General features: G+C 57.7%; 10 protein-coding genes. 7 read left to right on the forward strand and 3 right to left on the reverse strand.

Going from position 1 to position 20161, the window contains the following annotated elements; translation table 11 throughout:
• The first annotated feature begins 6 nt into the window (after positions 1–6).
• Positions 7–1410, forward strand: a complete 1404-nt coding sequence (locus CLV83_RS10330; RefSeq protein WP_132291468.1) for an NAD(P)(+) transhydrogenase (Re/Si-specific) subunit beta — start codon at positions 7–9, stop codon at positions 1408–1410.
• Between the two features lie 499 nt (positions 1411–1909).
• Here the strand turns inward: CLV83_RS10330 and CLV83_RS10335 are convergent, their stop codons facing one another.
• From CLV83_RS10335 to CLV83_RS10345, 3 genes are all read right to left on the reverse strand, one after another.
• Positions 1910–3214 carry a TRAP transporter large permease gene (locus CLV83_RS10335; RefSeq protein ID WP_132291471.1) on the reverse strand — a complete coding sequence of 435 codons (1305 nt, stop codon included), beginning with the start codon at positions 3212–3214 and terminating at the stop codon, positions 1910–1912.
• Positions 3204–3701 carry a TRAP transporter small permease gene (locus tag CLV83_RS10340; protein ID WP_132291474.1) on the reverse strand — a complete coding sequence of 166 codons (498 nt, stop codon included), beginning with the start codon at positions 3699–3701 and terminating at the stop codon, positions 3204–3206. The genes CLV83_RS10335 and CLV83_RS10340 overlap by 11 nt, the downstream gene beginning before the upstream one ends.
• A 75-nt stretch (positions 3702–3776) precedes the next feature.
• The gene (locus CLV83_RS10345; RefSeq protein ID WP_132291477.1) at positions 3777–4787 is read right to left on the reverse strand and encodes a DctP family TRAP transporter solute-binding subunit; all 1011 of its coding nucleotides are present in this window, start codon (positions 4785–4787) and stop codon (positions 3777–3779) included.
• Positions 4788–5202: 415 nt separating this feature from the next.
• Here CLV83_RS10345 and CLV83_RS10350 point away from each other — a divergent pair, with 415 nt between their 5' ends.
• From CLV83_RS10350 to CLV83_RS10375, 6 genes are all read left to right on the forward strand, one after another.
• Positions 5203–7359: a methyl-accepting chemotaxis protein gene (locus CLV83_RS10350; RefSeq protein ID WP_132291480.1), complete on the forward strand. Its 2157-nt coding sequence runs from the start codon at positions 5203–5205 to the stop codon at positions 7357–7359.
• 296 nt (positions 7360–7655) lie between these two features.
• Positions 7656–8915: an ammonium transporter gene (locus CLV83_RS10355; RefSeq protein ID WP_132291484.1), complete on the forward strand. Its 1260-nt coding sequence runs from the start codon at positions 7656–7658 to the stop codon at positions 8913–8915.
• 225 nt (positions 8916–9140) lie between these two features.
• Positions 9141–10403, forward strand: a complete 1263-nt coding sequence (locus tag CLV83_RS10360; protein WP_243642359.1) for a capsule biosynthesis protein — start codon at positions 9141–9143, stop codon at positions 10401–10403.
• The gene (locus CLV83_RS10365) at positions 10400–11158 is read left to right on the forward strand and encodes an SDR family NAD(P)-dependent oxidoreductase (RefSeq protein ID WP_132291487.1); all 759 of its coding nucleotides are present in this window, start codon (positions 10400–10402) and stop codon (positions 11156–11158) included. Before CLV83_RS10360 ends, CLV83_RS10365 begins: the two co-directional genes overlap by 4 nt.
• Positions 11159–11164: 6 nt before the next feature.
• Positions 11165–12676 carry an LTA synthase family protein gene (locus CLV83_RS10370; protein ID WP_132291490.1) on the forward strand — a complete coding sequence of 504 codons (1512 nt, stop codon included), beginning with the start codon at positions 11165–11167 and terminating at the stop codon, positions 12674–12676.
• A gap of 73 nt (positions 12677–12749) precedes the next feature.
• Positions 12750–20153: a type I polyketide synthase gene (locus CLV83_RS10375; protein WP_132291493.1), complete on the forward strand. Its 7404-nt coding sequence runs from the start codon at positions 12750–12752 to the stop codon at positions 20151–20153.
• Positions 20154–20161 lie beyond the last annotated feature (8 nt).

The following is a 20161-nucleotide window of genomic DNA, read 5'->3' on the forward strand; positions in this document are numbered from 1 at the left end:
TGACTCATGAACTCAGGCATCATCACAGTTTCATACATCGCCTCCAGCGCCCTGTTCATCATGGCGCTGGGCGGCTTGAGCCACCAGGAAACCGCTCGTCGCGGCAACTTCTACGGCATGCTGGGCATGGGCCTTGCGGTGCTGGTTACCATCGTTGGACTGGTTACAGAGAACCAGGTGTTCCTGATTGGCGGTATCGTTGTCGGCGGCATCATCGGCTGGATTCTGGCCAAACGGGTTGAGATGACCCAGATGCCGGAACTGGTGGCGATTCTGCACAGTCTGGTCGGTCTGGCGGCCGTCTTTGTCGGCTGGGCCAACGCACTGGATCATGGTGTTAGCCTCAACAGTGTGGAGCAGGCCATTCACGCATCGGAAACCTATATCGGTATTCTGATCGGTGCGCTGACCTTCTCCGGTTCGGTTTGTGCCTATCTGAAGCTCGCTGCCAAGATCAGCGGCAAGCCGCTGCAGCTGCCGGGGCGTCACCTGTTCAACTTAGGTTTAGGCGTGCTGGCGATCTGGTTTGGTGTGGAGTACGTGGCCGCATCGCCGGACGGAGGATTCATCTGGCTCGTAGCGATGACCATCATCGCGCTGATCTTCGGTGTACACATGGTAGTTGCTATCGGCGGTGCGGATATGCCGGTGGTGGTTTCCATGCTTAACAGCTACTCCGGTTGGGCGGCCGCCGCCATGGGCTTTATGCTTGGCAACGACCTGCTGATCGTGGTCGGTGCGCTGGTAGGTTCGAGCGGTGCGATCCTCAGTTACATCATGTGTAAAGCGATGAACCGCAAGTTCCTCAACGTCATTCTCGGTGGCTTTGGCAACAAGAGCAGTGGCGGTTCAGAGTCGGCAGGTGCCGCAGGCAGCGAAGAAGATATCAAGCCGATCGAGGCCGACGAAGCTGCCGATATGCTGGTGAGCGCCAAGGAAGTGATGATCCTGCCCGGTTACGGCATGGCCGTGGCCCAGGCTCAGCACACCGTGTTCGAGATCAGCAAGAAGCTGCGCGACAAGGGCGTCAATGTACGCTTCGGTATCCACCCGGTCGCGGGTCGTATGCCGGGCCATATGAACGTCCTGTTAGCGGAAGCCAAGGTGCCTTATGACATCGTCTACGAAATGGACGAGATCAACGAAGACTTCCCGGATGTGGACGTCTCCGTGGTCATCGGCGCCAACGACATCGTCAACCCGGCCGCCCAGGAAGTTCCGGATAGCCCAATCGCCGGCATGCCGGTACTGGAGCCCTGGAAAGGCAAGACGACCATCGTCCTCAAGCGCGGCATGAGCACCGGTTACGCCGGTGTGGATAACCCGCTGTTCTACAAGGACAACACCCGGATGTTGTTCGGCGATGCCAAGGATAGTGTGGATTCTATCCTTAAGATCTTGAATGGCTGATTGGTAGATCAGGTGGGGAGTGCTTAGTCGCTCCCTGCATGATCACACTTCAGTGTGAAAATCGATAACCGTGCGCTTTTCAAGTCCGGTTTCGCCTGCTGGCGAGCAAAGGGGCTTGTGCGGACAAGCCCCTTTGCAATCCCAAACCGCCCCTAAGGCTTGGTCGGCTATGCCGACTTCCCTGTGCTTCTCGTCTGAAAGAGCGGGAAAGGCTTACTTTTTCAGAATAAGTCGGCTTCGCCTCAAACAGCCTTTCCCTTGTTTCTCTTTCAGCCTGCGATGCTCGGCTGCGCCGAAGGGGGTAGATTGATGCGCTCAGGCAGTTATGCGACATCGAGCCTTGTTTAACAATAGGGTTCGAGACAGGCATAGCCCTGAAAAGACGTTGACCACCCTCGTAGGTAATGGCTTATGAGTGGTAAATAAAAACGGCCAGTCCTTTTGGGATTGGCCGTTTTCGTTTAAGCAGATTCTGGCAGAACCTTTTGGCAGAAAAGCCTTACCAGGCCCCCACCACATATCCAAGCTTCTCCGGCAGCCAGAGCGCAAGCCCAGGTACCAGCATCACCAGCAGCAGGCTGGCGAACATCGACGCGACAAAGATCAGTGTCCAGCCCAGGGTCTGTTCCAGCCTGATACCCGCAATCCGCGTAGTTACCATCAGGTTCACCGCCACCGGCGGCGTAAACTGGCCGATGGCGATGTTCATCGCCAGCAGGATACCGAACCAGACCGGGTTCCAACCGAAGTGTTGCATCAGCGGCAGCAGGATCGGGATCAGGATCAGGTAGATCGAGATCGCATCCAGTAGCATGCCTGCCAGCAGAACCAGTAGCATCACCAGCCCCAGCAGAACCCAACCGTTTTCCGATAGGGAAAGCATCGCCTCAGCCAGATGGCGGAAGGTGCCGAGCGTGGTGCCGGCCCAGGCGAAGATGCCGGCCAGGGCGATGATGAACATGACGATGCCGGAGGTGATTCCCGCTTCGCCCATCAGGCGCCAGAGGTCCTTCAGGGTTAGCTTGCGGTAGATCAGCGTACCGACGATCACGCCGTAGGCTACGGCAACAACCGCTGCTTCCGTGGGCGTAAACAGACCGGAGCGCAGACCGCCCAGGATCAGTACTGGCGCAAACAGGGCCGGGAGTGCCTGTTTGAAGCTTTCACCCAGCGGCGGGCGCTCGGTAGTTTCCGGATCTTCCCAGCCGTAGCGGCGGGCCAGCAGCCAGGCCGGCAGCAGCAGCGACAGACCAGCGAGAACGCCAGGGATCAGGCCGGCGGCAAACAGCGCGCGCAGATCCACGCCCGGTACCACGATGGAGTAGAGGATCAGCGCAATGGACGGCGGAATCAGGATCGCCGTGGATGAGGATGCGGCGATCAACGAGGCCGAGAACGGCTGTGGATAACCGGCACGTTTCATACTCGGCAGCATCACCATCGCCACCGCGGCTGCGTCGGCAGGGCCGGAACCGCTCATGCCGCCCATGATCAGGCAGACCAGTACGACGACCACGGCCAGGCCGCCGTGGCGCGGACCGATCAGCGCCTGGGCAAAGCGCACCAGGCTGGCGGCGACGCCGGCGTATTCGAAGATCAGGCCGGTGAGGATAAACAGCGGGATCGCGATCAGCGGGTATTTGGCCACGCTGTTGTAGGTGTTGGTGCCCAGGGTGGCGAGCATATCCGGCGACAGGCCGGAGAGGATGCCGATCATGCCACCGATGCCGAGGGAGATCGCCACCGGCGCACCGAGGAGCAGGGCGAGCAGGAAGCCGCCAATCATCAGAATATCAGGCGTCATGGTGCTCTCCGCTATCGGGTGAACGGCCTTTCAGTCGGTCGATCAGGCTTTGAGTCGAGCGGATCATGATCGCCAGCGTCAGGATCGGCAGCCAGGCCACGTAGATCCAGTTCGGCAGGCCAAGCCCCGGGGAGAGCGATTCCCACTCGTACTCTTCCATGGCGAAGGTGTAGCCGTACCAGGTGGCGGCGCCGAGCACGGCGATGCCGGCGGCCCACTGCAGCAGGTATAGCACCGGCAGCAGTGAGCGCGGTACATGGTGCTCGATCAGTTCGATACGGATGTGCTGGTTATCCCTGGCGGCAGCCGCGGCGCCGGCAAAGGTGACGATCACCAGCAGGAATACGGAGAACTCCTCGGTAAAGGCAAAAGAGGCATCGGTGGCGTAACGTACCACCACGTTACCGAGGCTGATAATACAAATGACAGTCAGTGCCAGCGCGGCCAGGAAACGTTCCGGTCGGGCCTTTGGCGGTCTGGATGACATGTAAACTCCAGAAAGGAAAATGCCCGCCGCGTTAAAACGGGCGGGCAGGGATCAGTTTAAAAGTGTTGTCAGCTATTAGTTGTTGCGGTTAGCCACCGCTTCCTGCGCTTCCTTGACCAGATCTTCACCGATCTTCGGAGCCCAGTTTTCATAGACCGGCTGGGTCGCTTCGACAAAGGCTGCGTGCTGTTCCGGTGTCAGGTCGATCACCTCAACGCCGCGCTCGCGGATCTTCTCCAGAGTCTCTGCCACTTCACCGCGGGACTTTTCGATTTCCCACTTGCCGGCATCGATAGCGGCCTGCTTCAGCAGGGCCTGATCTTCCGGCGAGAAGGTGCGCCATACGCGGGTGCTGACGCCGAATACCAGCGGATCAGCCATGTAGTGCCAGCGGGTCAGGTAGGTCTGGCCAACCTGGTCAATACGCGCCACGTCGAACACGGCAACCGGGTTTTCCTGGCCGTCAACGGCGCCGGTGGTCAGCGCAGGTTTTGCATCAGCCCAGCTCATCTGGGTCGGGTTGGCGCCCAGCGTAGAGAAGGTGTCCTGGAACAGCGGAGACCCGACCACGCGGATCTTCAGGCCCTTGAGGTCTTCCGGCTGGTCGATAGCGATCTTGGAGTTGGACAGCTCACGGAAGCCGTTTTCGCCCCAGGCCAGCGGCGTCACGCCACGCTTTTCAATGGCGCTGAAGATCTTGTCACCGGTTTCACTCTGGGTGATCGCATCGATCGCTTCGTAGTCCGGCATCAGGAACGGCAGGGAGAACAGGTTGAGTTCCGGCACCTGCGGTGACCAGTTGATGGTGGAACCCACGGCCATATCGATCAGGCCTGAGCGCATGGCGGAGAACTCTTTGGTCTGGTCACCGGAGACCAGCTGGGAGTTGCTGTAGATCTTCATGTTGATGCGCCCTTCAGAGCGCTCATTGACCAGCTCAACCCACTTCTCGGCAGCCTGGCCCCAAGGGAAGGCGGCGGGAAGTACGGTGGAAACGGTGTATTCGGCCTTGTATTCGGCGTGCGCAAGCGGGCTCAGCAGCAGGCAGGAAGCGGCGGCTGCCAGCAGGGTGCGTCTTTTCAGCATCGGGGCGTCCTTTTCGATCTTCTTTTGTCTTGGGGTCCACGGGAAGCGGTTGGGCTTCTTAACTGTGGGCGGGGGGCAACAATATGCCGTAGCTGGTGCCGTGCGTAAAGCTTTAGGCGCCTGTTGAGGGCGCTCGAAGCCTGATAGCGCGCAGTTTTAGGGCAGGTCTGGGAATTGTTGGTTCGTCCTGGCACGGATTAAGGAAGAGCGACTGTGGAGAAACATCTGTTGCGGGTGTCCATAAATGGCACGGATGATGCTTCGATTAACTGTATACATATGACTACAAAATAACAGGCTGTTGTGGGTGGCTTTCTTAGCCGACGCTGTAAGAGGTTACTTCGTTTGCTGTGGCTCCGAAGAGGCGTGGATCGATAAGCACCCTGGAAGTTGGATAAAAGAAGGTTGTATCCGGATGAAATTGAACATCAGTATCAAGCAGTCGTTGATCGCAGGGCTCGCCGTTAACCTGCTGGCGCTGGTTCTGTTTGGCGTCATCGCTTTCACGAGTATCAGCACGTTGAACACTAACCAGTCGGCGCTCAGTCAGCTGGCGCTGTTTGAGTCTCAGAGCGGTACGATCAGCCAGGCAGTCAACACGGTGCTTGGGCACAACAGCAGGGTCTCCGCATCGGCAACAGTCGATGAGCTTGATTCGATCGGACGAGAGGCGGATCGCAGCGGGTTTGATGAGGCGCTGGCGCTGAGTGAGCAGACAATTGCTGATTTCGGATTGCCGGAGGATAAACAGGTTGAGCTGGAACAGGGGCTGAAGGAGCTGGGTACCCGGTTTGAGCAGTTCGCTGACACCAGTGGCCAGTTCTACGATCAGTCGCGGCAAATCCTGCTGCTGAAAGAGCAGATGCCGGAACTGATTGCGGAAATTGATGCGCAGACCGATCAGAGCATTGGTTTGATCGCGGACCTGTCTAATGAGCTGGGGCATCTTGTTACCCGTGAAAGCCGGCGCTTTCTGCGCAGTGTGCGTAGTCTCAAGGATACCGACAGCGAAGCGTTGGGAGAGCTGCGCAGCGGTTTTCAGGAGATTGTGTTCGGTAATGTCCGCACGGCGCTGACGGTGAGTGAGCAGATCCGCTTCGACATGGTAAAGCTGACCGCCCTGTCCCGCCGGTTGCTGCTGGTTGAGGATCTGCAGCGGTTACAGGTATTGAAAGCAGAACAGTTCGAACCGCTGGATCAGGCGCTGCTGGATAATCTGGAACGTCTTGATGGGCTTTTGCATGAAGCGCCGGGCCTGCAGCAGAAGGCGGAGGCGCTGAGAGGGGAATATCAGCAGATGCGCTCGCTGCTCACCGACAGTGAGCAGGGGCTGTTTACGGCGAAGGTTGCTCAGCTGCGCTACCAGTTTGCACTCTCGAATGTGGAGCTGCAGCTGGAGCAGATGATGCTGCAGGTACTTAATCAACTGGATCTGTTAAAAGGTCTCGCTGAAACCGTGCGCGTACAGGAAGATGCCGCATCCGCTGAGATCGCTAACAATGCGCGTAACCTGATGCTGGTCGCGGGATCGGCCATGGCGCTGCTCCTGCTGGTTGTTGGTGTGCTGCTGCTCAGGCGGATCATCGCCCCGCTGAACTTTATCTCTGGCCGTATGGATGAGATTGCCAATGGCGATGGTGATCTGACCGCCCGCATCTCTCTCGACAGGGAGGATGAGATCGGCAAGCTGGCGCAGAATTTCAATGCCTTTGTCGCGTTGATTCAGGATCTGGTGCGCAAGACGGCAGGTGCCAGTGCCGAGGTTTCACGAGCTTCCGAGCAGACATCGAGCAGTGCCGAGTTGATGGCCGAGGGCGTTGATGCGCAGAAACGGGAGATCGACTCGGTGGTCTCGGCGGTGCAGGAGATGGCCTACAGCCTGGAGGAGGTCTCCAACAGTGTGGCTTCGACTTCGGGTTCGGCCAGCCAGGTGGATGATCTGGCGAAGACCGGGCGTGGTCAGGTTGATCAGGTGATCCAGCGGATTCGTGATGTGGCCAACCACGTGAAGCAGGGCACTGAGGTGGTGGGGCAGCTTAATGAAGACAGCGAATCGATCGGCGAGGTGCTTGATGTTATTTCCAGTATTTCCGAACGGACCAATCTGCTGGCGCTGAATGCGGCGATAGAAGCCGCCCGGGCCGGAGAGGCTGGGCGAGGGTTCTCCGTGGTAGCCGATGAGGTGCGCAACCTGGCGCAACAGACCCAGGATTCCACGGCGAGAATTCAGGCAATCATCGATAAACTCAGGACCAATGCACAGGCGGCCAACGACGCGATTCGCCAGGGTTATGATCAGTCTCTGGTGGCGGTTGAGTCAGCCGACGCGGCAGGCTCGGCCCTGTCTCAGGTAACCGAGTCCATGGCTAATATACGCCTGATGGCCGAACAGGTGGCGGCAGCCACGGAGCAGCAGTCTGCTGTAGCCAACGACATTAACAAACATATGGTCGCGATCAGCGATGTATCTGATCGTGCTTCCGATCAGGTTCAGGCGATGCGCGACGAGTGTTCGGGGCTGAAATCTCAGGCTTATGGGTTGGGCAGCGTCGTCGGCGCCTTCAAGATCTAAACAAGTCTCCTGTTGCCAAGTTAAGGCTTCTCTTCATCATTGTCTCTTAGCCCGGCTGTTCGCCGGGCTATTTTCTGCACCCTTCTGGTAACCCCTGATTATTGCTGCACCGTTTTGGATGCCGTTTCTCCCGAAATGTGGCCCCAGATCCTGTTTTTTTGCCTGTAATCATGTGTTTATTCAAAGTTGGTCCGCTGATTGCTTATTCCTTTAAGGAAATTAAATATCTTTGTGGTAATTTTCGGTTCGCCATGACGGTGCGCCGGCAGTTCTAAAGCACAGCGGAGAACAGATAGATGGAAAACATGGTGATTGAGCTGGGGTACGCCCTGGACACCTTCTACTTTTTGATGTGTACGGCACTGGTGATGTGGATGGCGGCGGGCTTTGCCATGCTGGAGTCTGGGCTGGTACGCGCCAAGAATACCGTGGAGATCCTGAACAAGAACGCGCTCTTGTACGGCATCGCCTGTATCGTTTATCTGCTCGTTGGCTACAACGTCATGTACCCGGCTAACCCGGTGAGCTCAGTCATTCCTGGTATCGACTTCCTGCTTGGCGCCGATAACAGTGCTGAGGATGTGGTCGCCGGTGGTGAAGGGGCACCTTACTACTCGGCCATGGCTGACTTTATCTTCCAGGCGGTGTTCGCCGCTGCGACCATGTCGATCGTTTCCGGCGCGGTAGCGGAGCGTATGAAGCTCTGGCCCTTCCTTATTTTCGCGGTGTTTATGGTCGCGGTTATCTATCCGGTAGAAGGTTACTGGAAGTGGGGTGGCGGTTTCCTTGATCAGCTCGGTTTCCAGGATTTTGCCGGCTCCGTGGTTGTTCATATGGCGGGTGCCGCCGCCGCACTGGCCGCTGTCATCCTGGTAGGTCCGCGAAAAGGCCGCTTTGGACCTAATGGTGAAGTGCGTGCGATCCCGGGCGCCAACCTGCCGATGGCCACCCTGGGTATGTTTATCCTCTGGATGGGCTGGTTCGGCTTTAACGGCGGTTCTGAACTGAAAATTGCCAACGTTGAAGAAGCTAACGCTGTCGCGAAGATCTTTGTGAACACCAACGCTGCAGCGGCAGCGGGTATGGTGGTCGCTGCACTGGTTGCTCGTTTCCTGTTCGGTAAAACCGATCTGACCATGACCATCAACGGTGCTCTTGCTGGCCTGGTGGCTATCACTGCGGAGCCGTTGGCGCCTTCCGCCGGTGTGGCGAGCCTGATCGGCGCAGTGGGCGGTGTTGTGGTTGTCTTCTCGGTACTGATGCTCGATAAGCTGAAACTGGATGACCCTGTTGGCGCGATCTCCGTGCATGGTTCTGCCGGTATCTGGGGGATCTTTGCGGTGCTGATCAGCAACCCGGACGCCACCTTCATGGGGCAGTTGATCGGTACTGTTGCTACCTTCGCCTGGATGTTTATCGCCAGCTTCGTCGTGCTGCTGATCATCAAGGCGATCATGGGGCTGCGTGTCAGCGAGCAGGAAGAAGCGGAAGGGATGGATGTGCATGAGTGCGGTATGCACGCCTATCCCGAGTTCGGCCCGGACCACATCAAGTAACGCCCAGGCGTGTCAGGTTTGCCCTCCATCAAAGGCCCTTCGGGGCCTTTTTATATTTCTAGATAGATAGTGTCGCTGTAAGGCCTCACTGAGTTTTTATAGTGGCCGTGAATGGCCTTCGGCCGCGCGGGGCGGGGCTTGGCGTCTCCATATCGAACCGCCAACGTGCTAGGATGCGCTGCGGTTTTAAGTACACTCGGGCATCTTTCAGGGATCGGAACCAACTTGGCAGTAAAGACGCGTTCATTTTTGATGTTGCAGGGTGTGGCATCGCCATTTTTTGCTCGCCTGGCGGATGCTCTGCGGGCTTGTGGCCATAAGGTCTACAAGGTCAACTTCAACGCCGGAGATCTGGCCTACTGGATACCGCGCGGCGACAGGGCGCATTTTCGTGGCTCTCTTGAGCAGTTGCCCGCATTTATCGAATCGCTTTGGAAGCGCTGGGGAATAACTGATCAAATTCTGTTCGGCGACCGCCGGCCGGTGCATCGTGCTGCGGTGGAGAAAGCCGAGCGCTTTGGCATTCGAACCCATGTGTTCGAGGAAGGGTATTTTCGCCCTTTCTGGGTTACGCTCGAGCGTGAAGGCGTGAATGGCCATTCACTGCTGCCGAGGGATCCGGATTGGTTTCGTGCCGCTGCAGTCTATTTGCGTGATCAGCCCGAGCAAAAGCCGAAAAGGTTTCATTCGGCATTTCGCAAGCGTTCTGGCTACGACGTGATTTATCACGTTGCAGGCATGTTGAATCTGGTACTAAACCCGCGCTATCAGACCCATTCTCCAATTACCGCTCCGGTGGAGTATGCGGGTTACATCTTGCGTTTTATGCGGCTGCCTTTCTGGCGCAAGCGAGATGCTGCTGTGATCGATCGTCTCTGCCGGGAGGCCGACGAGGTTCCTTTCTATCTTTTGCCGCTGCAGTTGAATACCGACGCGCAGATCCGTGATCACTCCCGTTTCGACAATATGCTGCAGGCGATGGAATATATCCTTGAGTCATTCGCGAGGAACGCCCCGGGTAAATCTCGCCTGTTGATCAAAAACCATCCTCTGGATATGGGGCTTGTGGATTATCCGGGTCAGATAGCGCTGCTGGTTAAGCGGTTTGAGCTGGAAAACCGGGTTGAATACATAGAGACCGGGAATCTGGAAAAAGCGATCAAGTCGGCCGCTGGTACTGTGACTGTTAACAGCACCGCCGGTATGGTTGCTTTGGGGCACGGCTGTCCGACACTCTGCTTGAGCGACCCTATCTATAACCTGCCGGGCCTGACGTGGCAGAACGGCTTAGACAGCTTCTGGCGTGATGCTGGGCCTGCTGATACCGAGCTCTTCGAGGCATTCCGCAAGGTAGTGGTTCATGCGACGCAAATTAACGGCGGCTTCTATTGCTATGACGGGATTGAAATGGCCGTGGAGAACTCCGCCAAGGTACTCTGCGCGGACAATCAGCCGCTTGAGCGTTTACTGAGAGCCTGCCCGTTATGACAGAGATTTTGATTACGGGAGCAACGGGTTCCATTGGGGCCGCTTTGGCCTCTGAATATGCTCAGGCAGGCGTGCACTTGCGGCTTCAAGGGAGAAACGCCGAGCAGCTGAGGCTGGTCGCCGATACATGTCGTAGCGCTGGAGCAAGGGTGACGGAGTCCGTGCTTGATCTTTGTGACCGCCAGGCACTGGTGCGCTGGGTGGATGGAGTACTCGAGGCTGGAACGCCGGATCTGGTGTTTGCTAATGCCGGCATGAATATCAATACGGGGCCTGAGCTTTCTGGTGAAAGCTGGGAAGAGACAGAGCAGTTGCTTGAGCTTAATGTGCGGGCAACATTTTATCTGGCCCACAGGCTGGCGAAGTCCATGAAGCAGCAGGGGCGAGGGCAACTAGTGTTATTGAGCTCTCTGGCGGCCTGGTTTGGTTTGCCGGTGACACCGGCATACAGTGCCAGCAAGGCTGCGGTTAAAGCCTATGGCGAGGGGCTGCGAGGCTGGCTCAGTGGCAGTGGAGTAACAGTCACCGTGGTTATGCCGGGTTATGTGAGTTCGGCGATGTGTGACGCTATGCCTGGCCCCAAACCTTTCCTGTGGCGGCCGGAACGAGCCGCGCGCTATATCCGTTCCAGGGTGGCGCGCGGTCGCGCACGGATCAGCTTTCCCTTTCCACTGAATTGGGGCACCTGGTGGCTGGCGGTGTTACCCGCTGGGCTGTCGCACCGGATTGTGCGGCTGATGGGGTTCGGTGGCTAAAACGTGATGCTGATAGTTGTAACTGCAGGTCTGCTTATTTCGCTGCTGATGGGCTCCCTGGTGAATCCCTTGGGTGGGCGGCCAAAACTTCCCGGTCTTTATTCAATACTGAGTGGTCTGGCCTGGTGGCTGGCCTGGTTTGGGGCCGCTTGCCTGTTGAGTCAGAGGCTTTATTTTTCGGTCAGCCTGGTCGTGATTCTGCATGGCGTGCTGATTGCGGTTAACCACGCCAAGTTCACCTCGCTGCGAGAGCCCTTTATTCTCCAGGATTTCGAGTATTTTACCGACGCTATACGCCATCCCCGGCTCTATATCCCGTTTTTCGGCGTCATAAAAACGCTGCTGCTTCTGGCTGCCGGAGCTCTGGCGATCGGGTTGTTCTTCTGGCTGGAGCCCGCTTTCCATGGGGTGCTGGAATGGTGGCAGCTTGCTCCGTCGGCTTTGGTGATCTCCTTCATCGCTGCAGGCGCAGCCTGGTTGATCAGGCCACGGCTGACGCTGCTGCCTGTCGAGGATATGCAGTCGACGGGGCTAATTTCCCTGCTGCATTCTCACCTGGCTGAATACTGGCTGGCGCGTGGTAAAAAACTTCCTGAGCCTGCGGCTGAATTTCCGGTTTTTGAGCAGGGTAGTAGTCTGCCAAACCTGGTGCTGGTGCAAAGCGAGTCTTTTTTCGATCCCCGTAACTCGTATCCTTTTGTGGCGTCTTCTGTGCTCGAAAACTGGGATCAATGTAGCTCCAGGGCGATTGTCAGTGGGGCGCTGTCGGTTCCAGCCTGGGGCGCTAATACGGTGCGTACCGAGGCTTCGGTTCTGACCGGGCTCTCGGAAGATGCTCTGGGAATCTTCCGTTACAACCCCTATCGCCGCCTGGTGAAAACTCCGGTGTCATCGTTGGCTACGCACCTCAGGGCGCAGGGCTACAGGACTGTTTGCGTTCACCCTTATATGGCGCACTTCTATCAGCGCGACCGGGTGCTGCCGGTACTGGGCTTTGATGATTTTATCGATATCACTGCTTTTGAGCCGGTGGATCGTTGCGGGCAATACACCGGAGACCTTGCCGTTACGCGTAAGGTCTCTGAGCTGTTAGACGAAGCTGCCAGGCCGCTGTTTGTGTTTGTGATCACCATGGAGAATCATGGTCCTCTGCATCTCGAACAGCCTGAACCTGGGCTGGAAACCGCGGTCTACAAACGTCCGCCTGAAGGGCCTGTCGATGATCTGACGGTCTACCTGGGCCATCTCAGGCACGCCGACGAAATGGTCGCACAGTTAACCGCAGCGGTCGCAAGCTCCGAGCGAGGCGGCTCCTTGTGCTGGTATGGTGACCATGTACCTATCATGGCGGATGTGTATCGTTGCTTCGGCGAACCGGATCCGGCTACGCCTTGGGTGGTGTGGTCTACAGATCAATCCCATGCTGATGACAAAGTAAAACCGGCTGCTGAGCGGCTCGCGGCAGATCATCTGGCGTGCCGTTGGCTGGAAATTATAAAAGAGCAGCGCCGCCTATAAACACGGTGTATGTATATTTGCTACTATGCGGCGTTACACTGCGAAGAAGTTTGACTCGGGACTGTACACATAGATGGACAAGCGAATTGCTGTTATCGGTTGCTCACTGCGTTTGCCTAGCTGCGACAACACGGAAACACTCTGGAAAGCCCTGCTCGAAAAACGTGACCTGGTGACAGAAGTCCATGAGAGTCGCTGGAGTAAGGACGCATGGAAGCATCCAGACAAAAAACACCCGGGCAGTAGTTATACCTTTGCGGCGGGATCCCTGGGGGATGTGAGCGGTTTTGACGCGGCTTTTTTTGGTCTGTCTCCGCGTGAAGTAACTCATATGGATCCTCAGCAGCGCCTGCTGCTGGAGATGAGCTGGGAGGCGATGGAGCGCGCCTGTATTGCGCCTTCCACCCTGCGCGGCAGCAATACCGGTGTTTTTATGGGTATCGCTTCCGTTGATTACGCCTACCGCTTCGCTGATGACTTCAGCGCGATTGATGCCAATACCGGTACAGGTACCGCGTCAAGCATCGCCTCCAACCGAATTTCATACCTGTTTGACCTGAAGGGCCCCAGTGTCTCCATGGATACGGCCTGCTCATCGTCCATGGTGGCTTTTCACCAGGCGTGCCAGTCGATCCTCAGTGGTGAAAGTGATCTGGCTTTGGCAGGTGGAATCAGTCTGCATCTGCACCCGTTCGGTTTTATGATCTTCTCGAAGGCGACCATGCTCTCGCCGGACGGTCGTTGCAAAGTCTGGGACGAGGAGGGCAACGGTTACGTCCGTTCCGAGGGCGGCGGTGTATTCCTGCTTAAGAATTATGAGAAGGCGGTTGCCGATGGTGATCCGATTATTGCCGTCGTCGCGGCAACCGCGGTCAATACCGATGGCTATAAAACAGGGATTACTGTCCCCAACCCGGATGCGCAGATTGCGCTGATGCGCAAGGCCTGTGAACGTGCAGGGCTGGAGCCGGATCAGATCGATTATGTCGAGGCTCATGGTACGGGCACTTCTGTGGGAGACCCCATAGAGACGCGCGCTATCAGTGAGGCCTTGGCCCGTCAGCGAACTAAGCCGCTGAAAATAGGTTCCGTCAAAAGTAACCTTGGGCATCTGGAAACGGCATCCGGCGTGGCGGGTCTTGCCAAGGCGCTGCTGTCGATTCATAACCGTCAGGTGCCGGCGACCATCGGTTTACGCAAGCCGAACCCAAATATCCGTTTCGATGAGTGGAACATAGAAGCCGTCACCGAAACTCTGGAACTGCCTAAAACCGGCCAGTTAACCATTGGCGTTAACTCCTTCGGTTTTGGCGGTGCCAATGCTCACGTGATTTTGCAAAGCCCGCCGGAGGCATCTGAAATCAGTGAAGCGGATCATGAGCCAGGCCGGGATCTGCCGCTGATTCTTACCGCTCGTAACGCGGATGCGCTGAAAGTGATGGCTGAGCGCACCGCCGATCAGCTCGATTCCGCTCATGCCGCCAGTCTTTACGATCTGTGCTGGAGCGCACGCTACCGCCGCGAACAGCATGAGCAGGCGTTGCTGGTATGGGCTCGGGATAAGGGGCAAGCCGCTGGCGCGCTGAGAGCCTTCGCGAAGGGCGAAGAGAGTTCGGGTGTATTCAGCGGACGCAGGCAGCTGCAGGAGCAGGGCAGCGTTTGGGTCTACTCCGGAAACGGCTGTCAGTGGGCCGGTATGGGCCTGCAGTTGCTTGAACAGTCGAGCCAGGTCCGCGAGACCGTCGCGGAAGTTAACGCGCTGATCAAGCAGTACTCTGATATATGCGACGTAGAAAAACTGCTCGGAGAGCCTCAGGAAGCTGACTGCTATGATCTGACCGAGCTGGCGCAGCCGGCGCTGTTCGCGCTTCAGGTTGCGGTGACCCGTTACCTGCGCGATCAGGGCATCAAGCCCGTAGCAGTGACCGGCCACAGCGTCGGTGAAGTGGCAGCAGCCTGGGCCTCGGGCGCGCTGACGCTGGAGCAGGCCGCTCGCGTCATCTGTATTCGCAGCCACTATCAGGGCAAGACCGCTGGCAGCGGTGAAATGACCGCCGTCGCGCTGGACGAGCAGAGCCTTAATACGCTGATCGATGAGCTTGAATGTGAGCGCGTTGCCGTTGCCGGCGTCAACAGTGCGAAGGGGTCTACGCTGGCCGGTGAGCCCGCTCAACTCGAGCTGATCGAAACCCGTTTAAGGGAGCAGAGCGTTCGCTTCAAGCGCTTGAGTCTGAATTACGCATTCCACAGCCCCTGTATGGATCCGATCGAAGCGGGCCTGAAAGAGGCGTTGGCCGGATTGCAGCCGGGCGACAGCGAAATTCCGTTTATCTCCACGGTGACTGGCGAGGAACTGGGCGGTAAATCTCTGGATGCTGAGTACTGGTGGCGCAATATCCGCCAGCCGGTGCTGTTTGAAAAGGCGATATCGAATTGCCTCGAAAAGGGTCAGCGGACATTCATTGAAATTGGTGCACATCCCGTACTGCGCACTTACCTCAATGAATGCCTGCGGGCCGAAGACCTGCAGGGGCAGGTGGTTGCAACCCTGTCTCGTGGTCAGGATAGCGCAGCGGAGCTTGAAAGAGCTCTGGCTGAGTTGATTCTGAGCGGCGCGAAACTCGATGAAAGCGCCTGGTTCCCGGTACAGGGCAAAGCCGTCGCGCTGCCCGATTACCCCTGGCAGAAACAGCCTTACTGGAAGTCGGACAGCGCTGAGTCTTTGCGTTTGCTGTCACGTCACTATCAGCACCCGCTGCTTGGCTACACCTTGCCGCATCAACCCGGAGTCTGGGAGTCGCAGCTGGATACCGGACGCCAGCCCTGGCTGGCGGATCATTTGGTGGGCGATGGTGTCGTATTCCCGGGTGCCGGTTATGCGGAACTCGCACTGGCGGCGGTCGAACAGCATCTGCTGGAGCATGAATCCGACGCGGATTGGATCGATATCGAAGGCCTCGAGATCCAGGCTCCGATGCTGCTGGAGACGGGCACGACCAAGGTAGTGAGCACCAGCCTCGAAGAAGTGAGCGGCAAGCTGTGTATCAAGGCACGCCCATATGCTCATGAAGGCGAGTGGCAGAATCACGTTAAGGCACGTTGGTTTGCCGGTAGCGCTGGCCGTCTCCTGGATCGTCAGGGACCAGGGATACCGGAACGGGCAGCGGACTTTAATCGTGAGCAGCACCTGTCCGCGGCCGCTCATATCGGCCTGGACTACGGCCCTGCGTTCCAGGGTGTCAGCGAAGGCTGGGTCGACGGCGACACCGTTATCGGCCGTTACCAGCCTACTGAAGAGATCAAGCAGACTCATGATGGCCTGCTGTTGCACCCGGGCATCCTGGATACGGCTTTCCAGCTGTTTATCCCGTTACTGGCCCAGGAAAAAAACCGGGGCGGCTTCGGTTATGTGCCGGTGCAGATCGAACGCCTGCAATTTAGCCGGGTGAATATAGGCGTCATTCCCGCGCTGGTTCGGGTGCGGCTGGTGCGTCGATCGCCACATTCGCTGCTGGCCGAAGTTGAACTCTTCGGTGCTGAGGGCGAAGCGGTTGCCGTACTGACCGGCGTCCGTTTCAAGGCCGTGCCGCTGCGTAAACAGCAGTCACTGGCTATTTCCAAACTGGAGATGCCGTTGCTGCCGCTGCCGCTACCAAAGATACCCTCTGCGTTGAACCACACCGGTTTATTACAGGCGTTAGAGCCATTTTTTGCCGATCAATCCGAAGACCGGATGATCACCGAAGTTGAGCCGCTGCTGGATACCCTGGTGCTGGCGGGCCTCGAACATGGGGTCAGCGAGAAACCTGTGCGTCTGGCTCAGCTGGGCGACCAGCAGAAGCGCTGGGCAGAAATGGCCATCAAACAGGGAATGCTGGCTGAAAACGAAGCCGGCGATCTGATCGTTCCTGAACCGCCGGAAGTGGATCTGGCCGGCCTTTGGGAGCTGCTTCTGCGTGAATATCCCGAAGCTTTTGTGCCTGTGCATGCGGCAGGCCGTTTTGGTTTGCACCTGTCTGAATGGTTGCACCAGACCGGCTCATTGCCGGAATTAACCGAGCGAGCCTGGGGTGAGATCTACCGCGCGCGTTATGAACCGGCCCGAGAAGCCGTATTCCGGGGGCTGCTGGCTGAACGGTTACACGCGCAGCTACAGGATCTGCAGCCGGGCCAGCGCTTGGCTATGGCGGAAGTGTGTGCGGGAGAGATGATCCTGACACCGTCGCTGGCAGCGCAGATCAAAGGCTTTAATGCAGATCTATGCTTCCTGAGCAGTTCGTCGGCAGCCGTTACAGAGGCGCGTGCCCAGCTACATAATCCTGAACAGCTGCAGGCGCTGCACTGGGATAAACAGACTTTGCCCGCTGAGCTGGGCTTGCTGGACCTGGTCATCATCCACCTGGACTTTATGCGTCCGTCCGAGGTGCGTCAGTTGCTGCAGCAGCTGCGCACGAAGCTCCGGCCGGGTGCGCAGGTGATGCTGATGGGGCTGCCGCAGGCGTTCTGGCTGGAGCAGCTTTCAAGTGCAGCACCTGATCTGCTGGAGCAGGAGGGTAGTCTGCAGCCGGGCGTCGCTCATTGGATCCGCTTGCTCTCCGGCCTTGGCTACGAAATCGCGCAGCAGCTGGAAGATTCCGAGCAGCCGGGTAGTGCCTTCCTGCTGGCGGCGGCGCAGCCGCTGGACGCGGAGGTCGATGATTCAGGTGAGCCGGGACGGTTGCTGGTGTTGACCGATCAGGCCGCTCAGGTATTGAGTGACAGGCTGCTATCCCACTGTGGACGGGCGCAGGCATTTTCCAGTTCCGATGATCTGCTGGGTCAGCTTTCCGAAGAGGTAGATTTGTCACAAGCGACGCAGGTTGTTCTGTTGGCAGGGGCCTGGTCCGAAGGCTCGCCAGAGCAGACGACAAAGCGCTGTGCACAGATCCGTGACCTGGTTAAATCGCTTGATGCCAAGGATGAAGCGATTCGTCTGACAGTCATTACGGCCGGCGTGGGTGCGGCTCAGCTAACTCCGCAGACGCTTCCGCAGAGCGAACAGGTTATCAGCCAGACCGCTGTCTGGGGCTTTGTTCGCACCTTGATGAATGAAACGGCGTTGCCTCTGCAGTTGATCGATCTGCCAGCTGATCCCGCGAAGGTTGATTCGGCTGCCTTTGAGCAGGCTTTGAACTGTTCGGTTGATGAGGATGAGCAATACCTCGTCGCTGCCGGTGAGCGATACGTGCCGCGTTTGATGCACGCTAAACCGGCCGAGCGAGAGGACAGTGTCGAACTGAGCCAGAGCTTTACTCTTGGCTTCGATCAGCCTGGACAGTTGAAGAATCTGCGTTGGAAGCCTCGTGAACTGGCGCTTCCAGGGGATGAGGAGGTTGCCGTTGAGGTCAAGGCTACCGGACTCAACTTCCGCGATGTGATGTACGCGCTCGGCCTGTTGGCCGATGAGGCGATCGAGAACGGTTTCTCTGGTCCAGCCATGGGGCTCGAGTTTGCCGGTGTCGTTACATCGGTGGGCGCCGGCGTCACCGATTTCCGTCCTGGTGACAAGGTGGTTGGCTTTGGTTCCGCCAGCTTTAGCACTCAGATGGTGACCGGCGCAGAGACCCTAGCGCATCTTCCTGCCGATATCAGCTTTGAAGCGGCAGCGACAATTCCGACCACCTTCTTCACCGTGTACTACGCGCTCAAGCATCTGGCGCGGCTGCAGCCCGGTGAACGACTGCTGATTCATGGCGCCGCCGGTGGTGTAGGTCTTGCCGCGATTCAGATCGGCCGCCTGATGGGAGCGGAAATCTTCGCCACAGTCGGCTCTGCCAGCAAGCGTGATGTGGTGCGCCTGCTGGGCATCGACGCGATTTATGATTCGCGCAGTCACACCTTTGCCGAAGAGATTCTTGCTGACACCGACGAGCAGGGCGTGGATGTGGTGCTCAACTCCCTGGCGGGTGAAGCAGTTAATCAGAACCTGCGAGTGCTGCGCCCCTTCGGTCGTTTCCTGGAGCTGGGCAAGCGTGATTTCTATGAGAACACGGCAATAGGCCTGCGTCCGTTCCGCAATAACATCAGCTATTTCGGCATCGATTCCGATCAGTTGATGAAGGTGCATCCGACGCTGACCCGGATGCTGTTTCGGGAGATGATGGCCCTGTTTGAAGAGGGTGAACTTTACCCGCTGCCGTATACGGCGTTTGCCGCATCTAATGTGGTCGATGCGTTCCGCTATATGCAGCAGGCGAAGCAGATCGGCAAGGTCGTGGTTAACTACCCGCAGCTCCCCGACGCTTCGCAGCCGCCGCTGCAGCAACATGAGAGCCTGAATCTGTCGGGCGATAGAACCTTCCTGGTCACCGGCGGCCTCGGTGGTTTCGGCCTGCGTACGGCTCAGTGGCTGGTTGAAAAGGGTGTACGCCACCTGGCTCTGGTGAGTCGCCGAGGTAAGGCTGAAGGGGGCGAGGCTGAGATTGTCGCGGAGCTATCTGCTCAGGGCATTGACGTTCAGGCTTATGCCTGTGATGTATCCGATAAGGCTCGCCTGCAAGAAACGCTGGAGCTTATCGAGCAACAGCAGCCGTCTCTTGCCGGTGTGGTGCATGCCGCCACCGTTTTTGCCGATGGCCTGGTAGAAAACATGACCGACGAGCAGATCTCGCAGGTTTTGGGGGCCAAGGCTTACGGTGCCCAGTACCTGCATGAGCTGACGGTGGATAAGCCGATAGAGCTCTTCCTGATGTTCTCTTCGGCAACGACTCTGTTTGGTAACCCTGGTCAGGCTAACTACGTAGCCGCGAACCTGGCACTTGAAGCGCTAACTCATCTGCGCAAAGCTCAGGGACTGGCCGCAACCTGTGTGCGCTGGGGAGCGATTGATGATGCCGGCTACCTGGCCCGCAATACCCAGATTAAGCAGGCACTGCAGTCTCGCATGGGTGGCGATGCTCTGACCACGGCCCGTGCTTTAGCAGTATTGGAACAGATGCTATTGCAGAACCAGTCGCTGCTGGGTGTAATGGAGTTTGACTGGTCGGCACTGGCGCGCTTCCTTCCCAAGGCGAATGCTGCACGTTACCAGCTGATTGCTCGCAGTCATGACGGCAGTGATAGCAGTGACAAGGGTGGGGACCTGTTGGCAGAACTACTGAGTTTGGAGCCAGAGGAACAGCTGGTCAGGATTGCTGAGGAGCTGAAACAGAGCCTGGGGCAGATCCTGATGCTATCCGCGGATCAGATCGATCCGGAGCAGTCGGTCTATGACTTGGGCTTTGACTCGCTGATGGGCGTCGAGCTGATCACCGCGATAGAGGATCGCTTCGGTGTGCAGCTGCCGGCAATGGCGATCAGTGAGTCTCCGACCATTGCGAAGCTTTCCGTTAAGCTGCAGGAGCGTATCAGCGGTGAGCACGACGACAGTGATGATGTAACACATGCCCAGATTGCTGCTCAGCACGGCGTGAGTGAAAACGAGGTAAAAGGTAGTTGAAAGTCGCG

This window comes from Marinobacterium mangrovicola, from assembly GCF_004339595.1.
GTDB classification, from domain to species: domain Bacteria; phylum Pseudomonadota; class Gammaproteobacteria; order Pseudomonadales; family Balneatricaceae; genus Marinobacterium_D; species Marinobacterium_D mangrovicola.

What these genes read in the sequence shown, in the direction of transcription:
- CLV83_RS10345 (WP_132291477.1), bottom strand. Translation starts at nt 4,787, where the DNA reads ATGCTGAAAAGACGCACCCTGCTGGCAGCCGCCGCTTCCTGCCTGCTG.
- CLV83_RS10355 (WP_132291484.1), top strand. Translation starts at nt 7,656, where the DNA reads ATGGAAAACATGGTGATTGAGCTGGGGTACGCCCTGGACACCTTCTAC.
- CLV83_RS10330 (WP_132291468.1), top strand. Translation starts at nt 7, where the DNA reads ATGAACTCAGGCATCATCACAGTTTCATACATCGCCTCCAGCGCCCTG.
- CLV83_RS10370 (WP_132291490.1), top strand. Translation starts at nt 11,165, where the DNA reads ATGCTGATAGTTGTAACTGCAGGTCTGCTTATTTCGCTGCTGATGGGC.
- CLV83_RS10340 (WP_132291474.1), bottom strand. Translation starts at nt 3,701, where the DNA reads ATGTCATCCAGACCGCCAAAGGCCCGACCGGAACGTTTCCTGGCCGCG.
- CLV83_RS10365 (WP_132291487.1), top strand. Translation starts at nt 10,400, where the DNA reads ATGACAGAGATTTTGATTACGGGAGCAACGGGTTCCATTGGGGCCGCT.
- CLV83_RS10335 (WP_132291471.1), bottom strand. Translation starts at nt 3,214, where the DNA reads ATGACGCCTGATATTCTGATGATTGGCGGCTTCCTGCTCGCCCTGCTC.
- CLV83_RS10375 (WP_132291493.1), top strand. Translation starts at nt 12,750, where the DNA reads ATGGACAAGCGAATTGCTGTTATCGGTTGCTCACTGCGTTTGCCTAGC.
- CLV83_RS10350 (WP_132291480.1), top strand. Translation starts at nt 5,203, where the DNA reads ATGAAATTGAACATCAGTATCAAGCAGTCGTTGATCGCAGGGCTCGCC.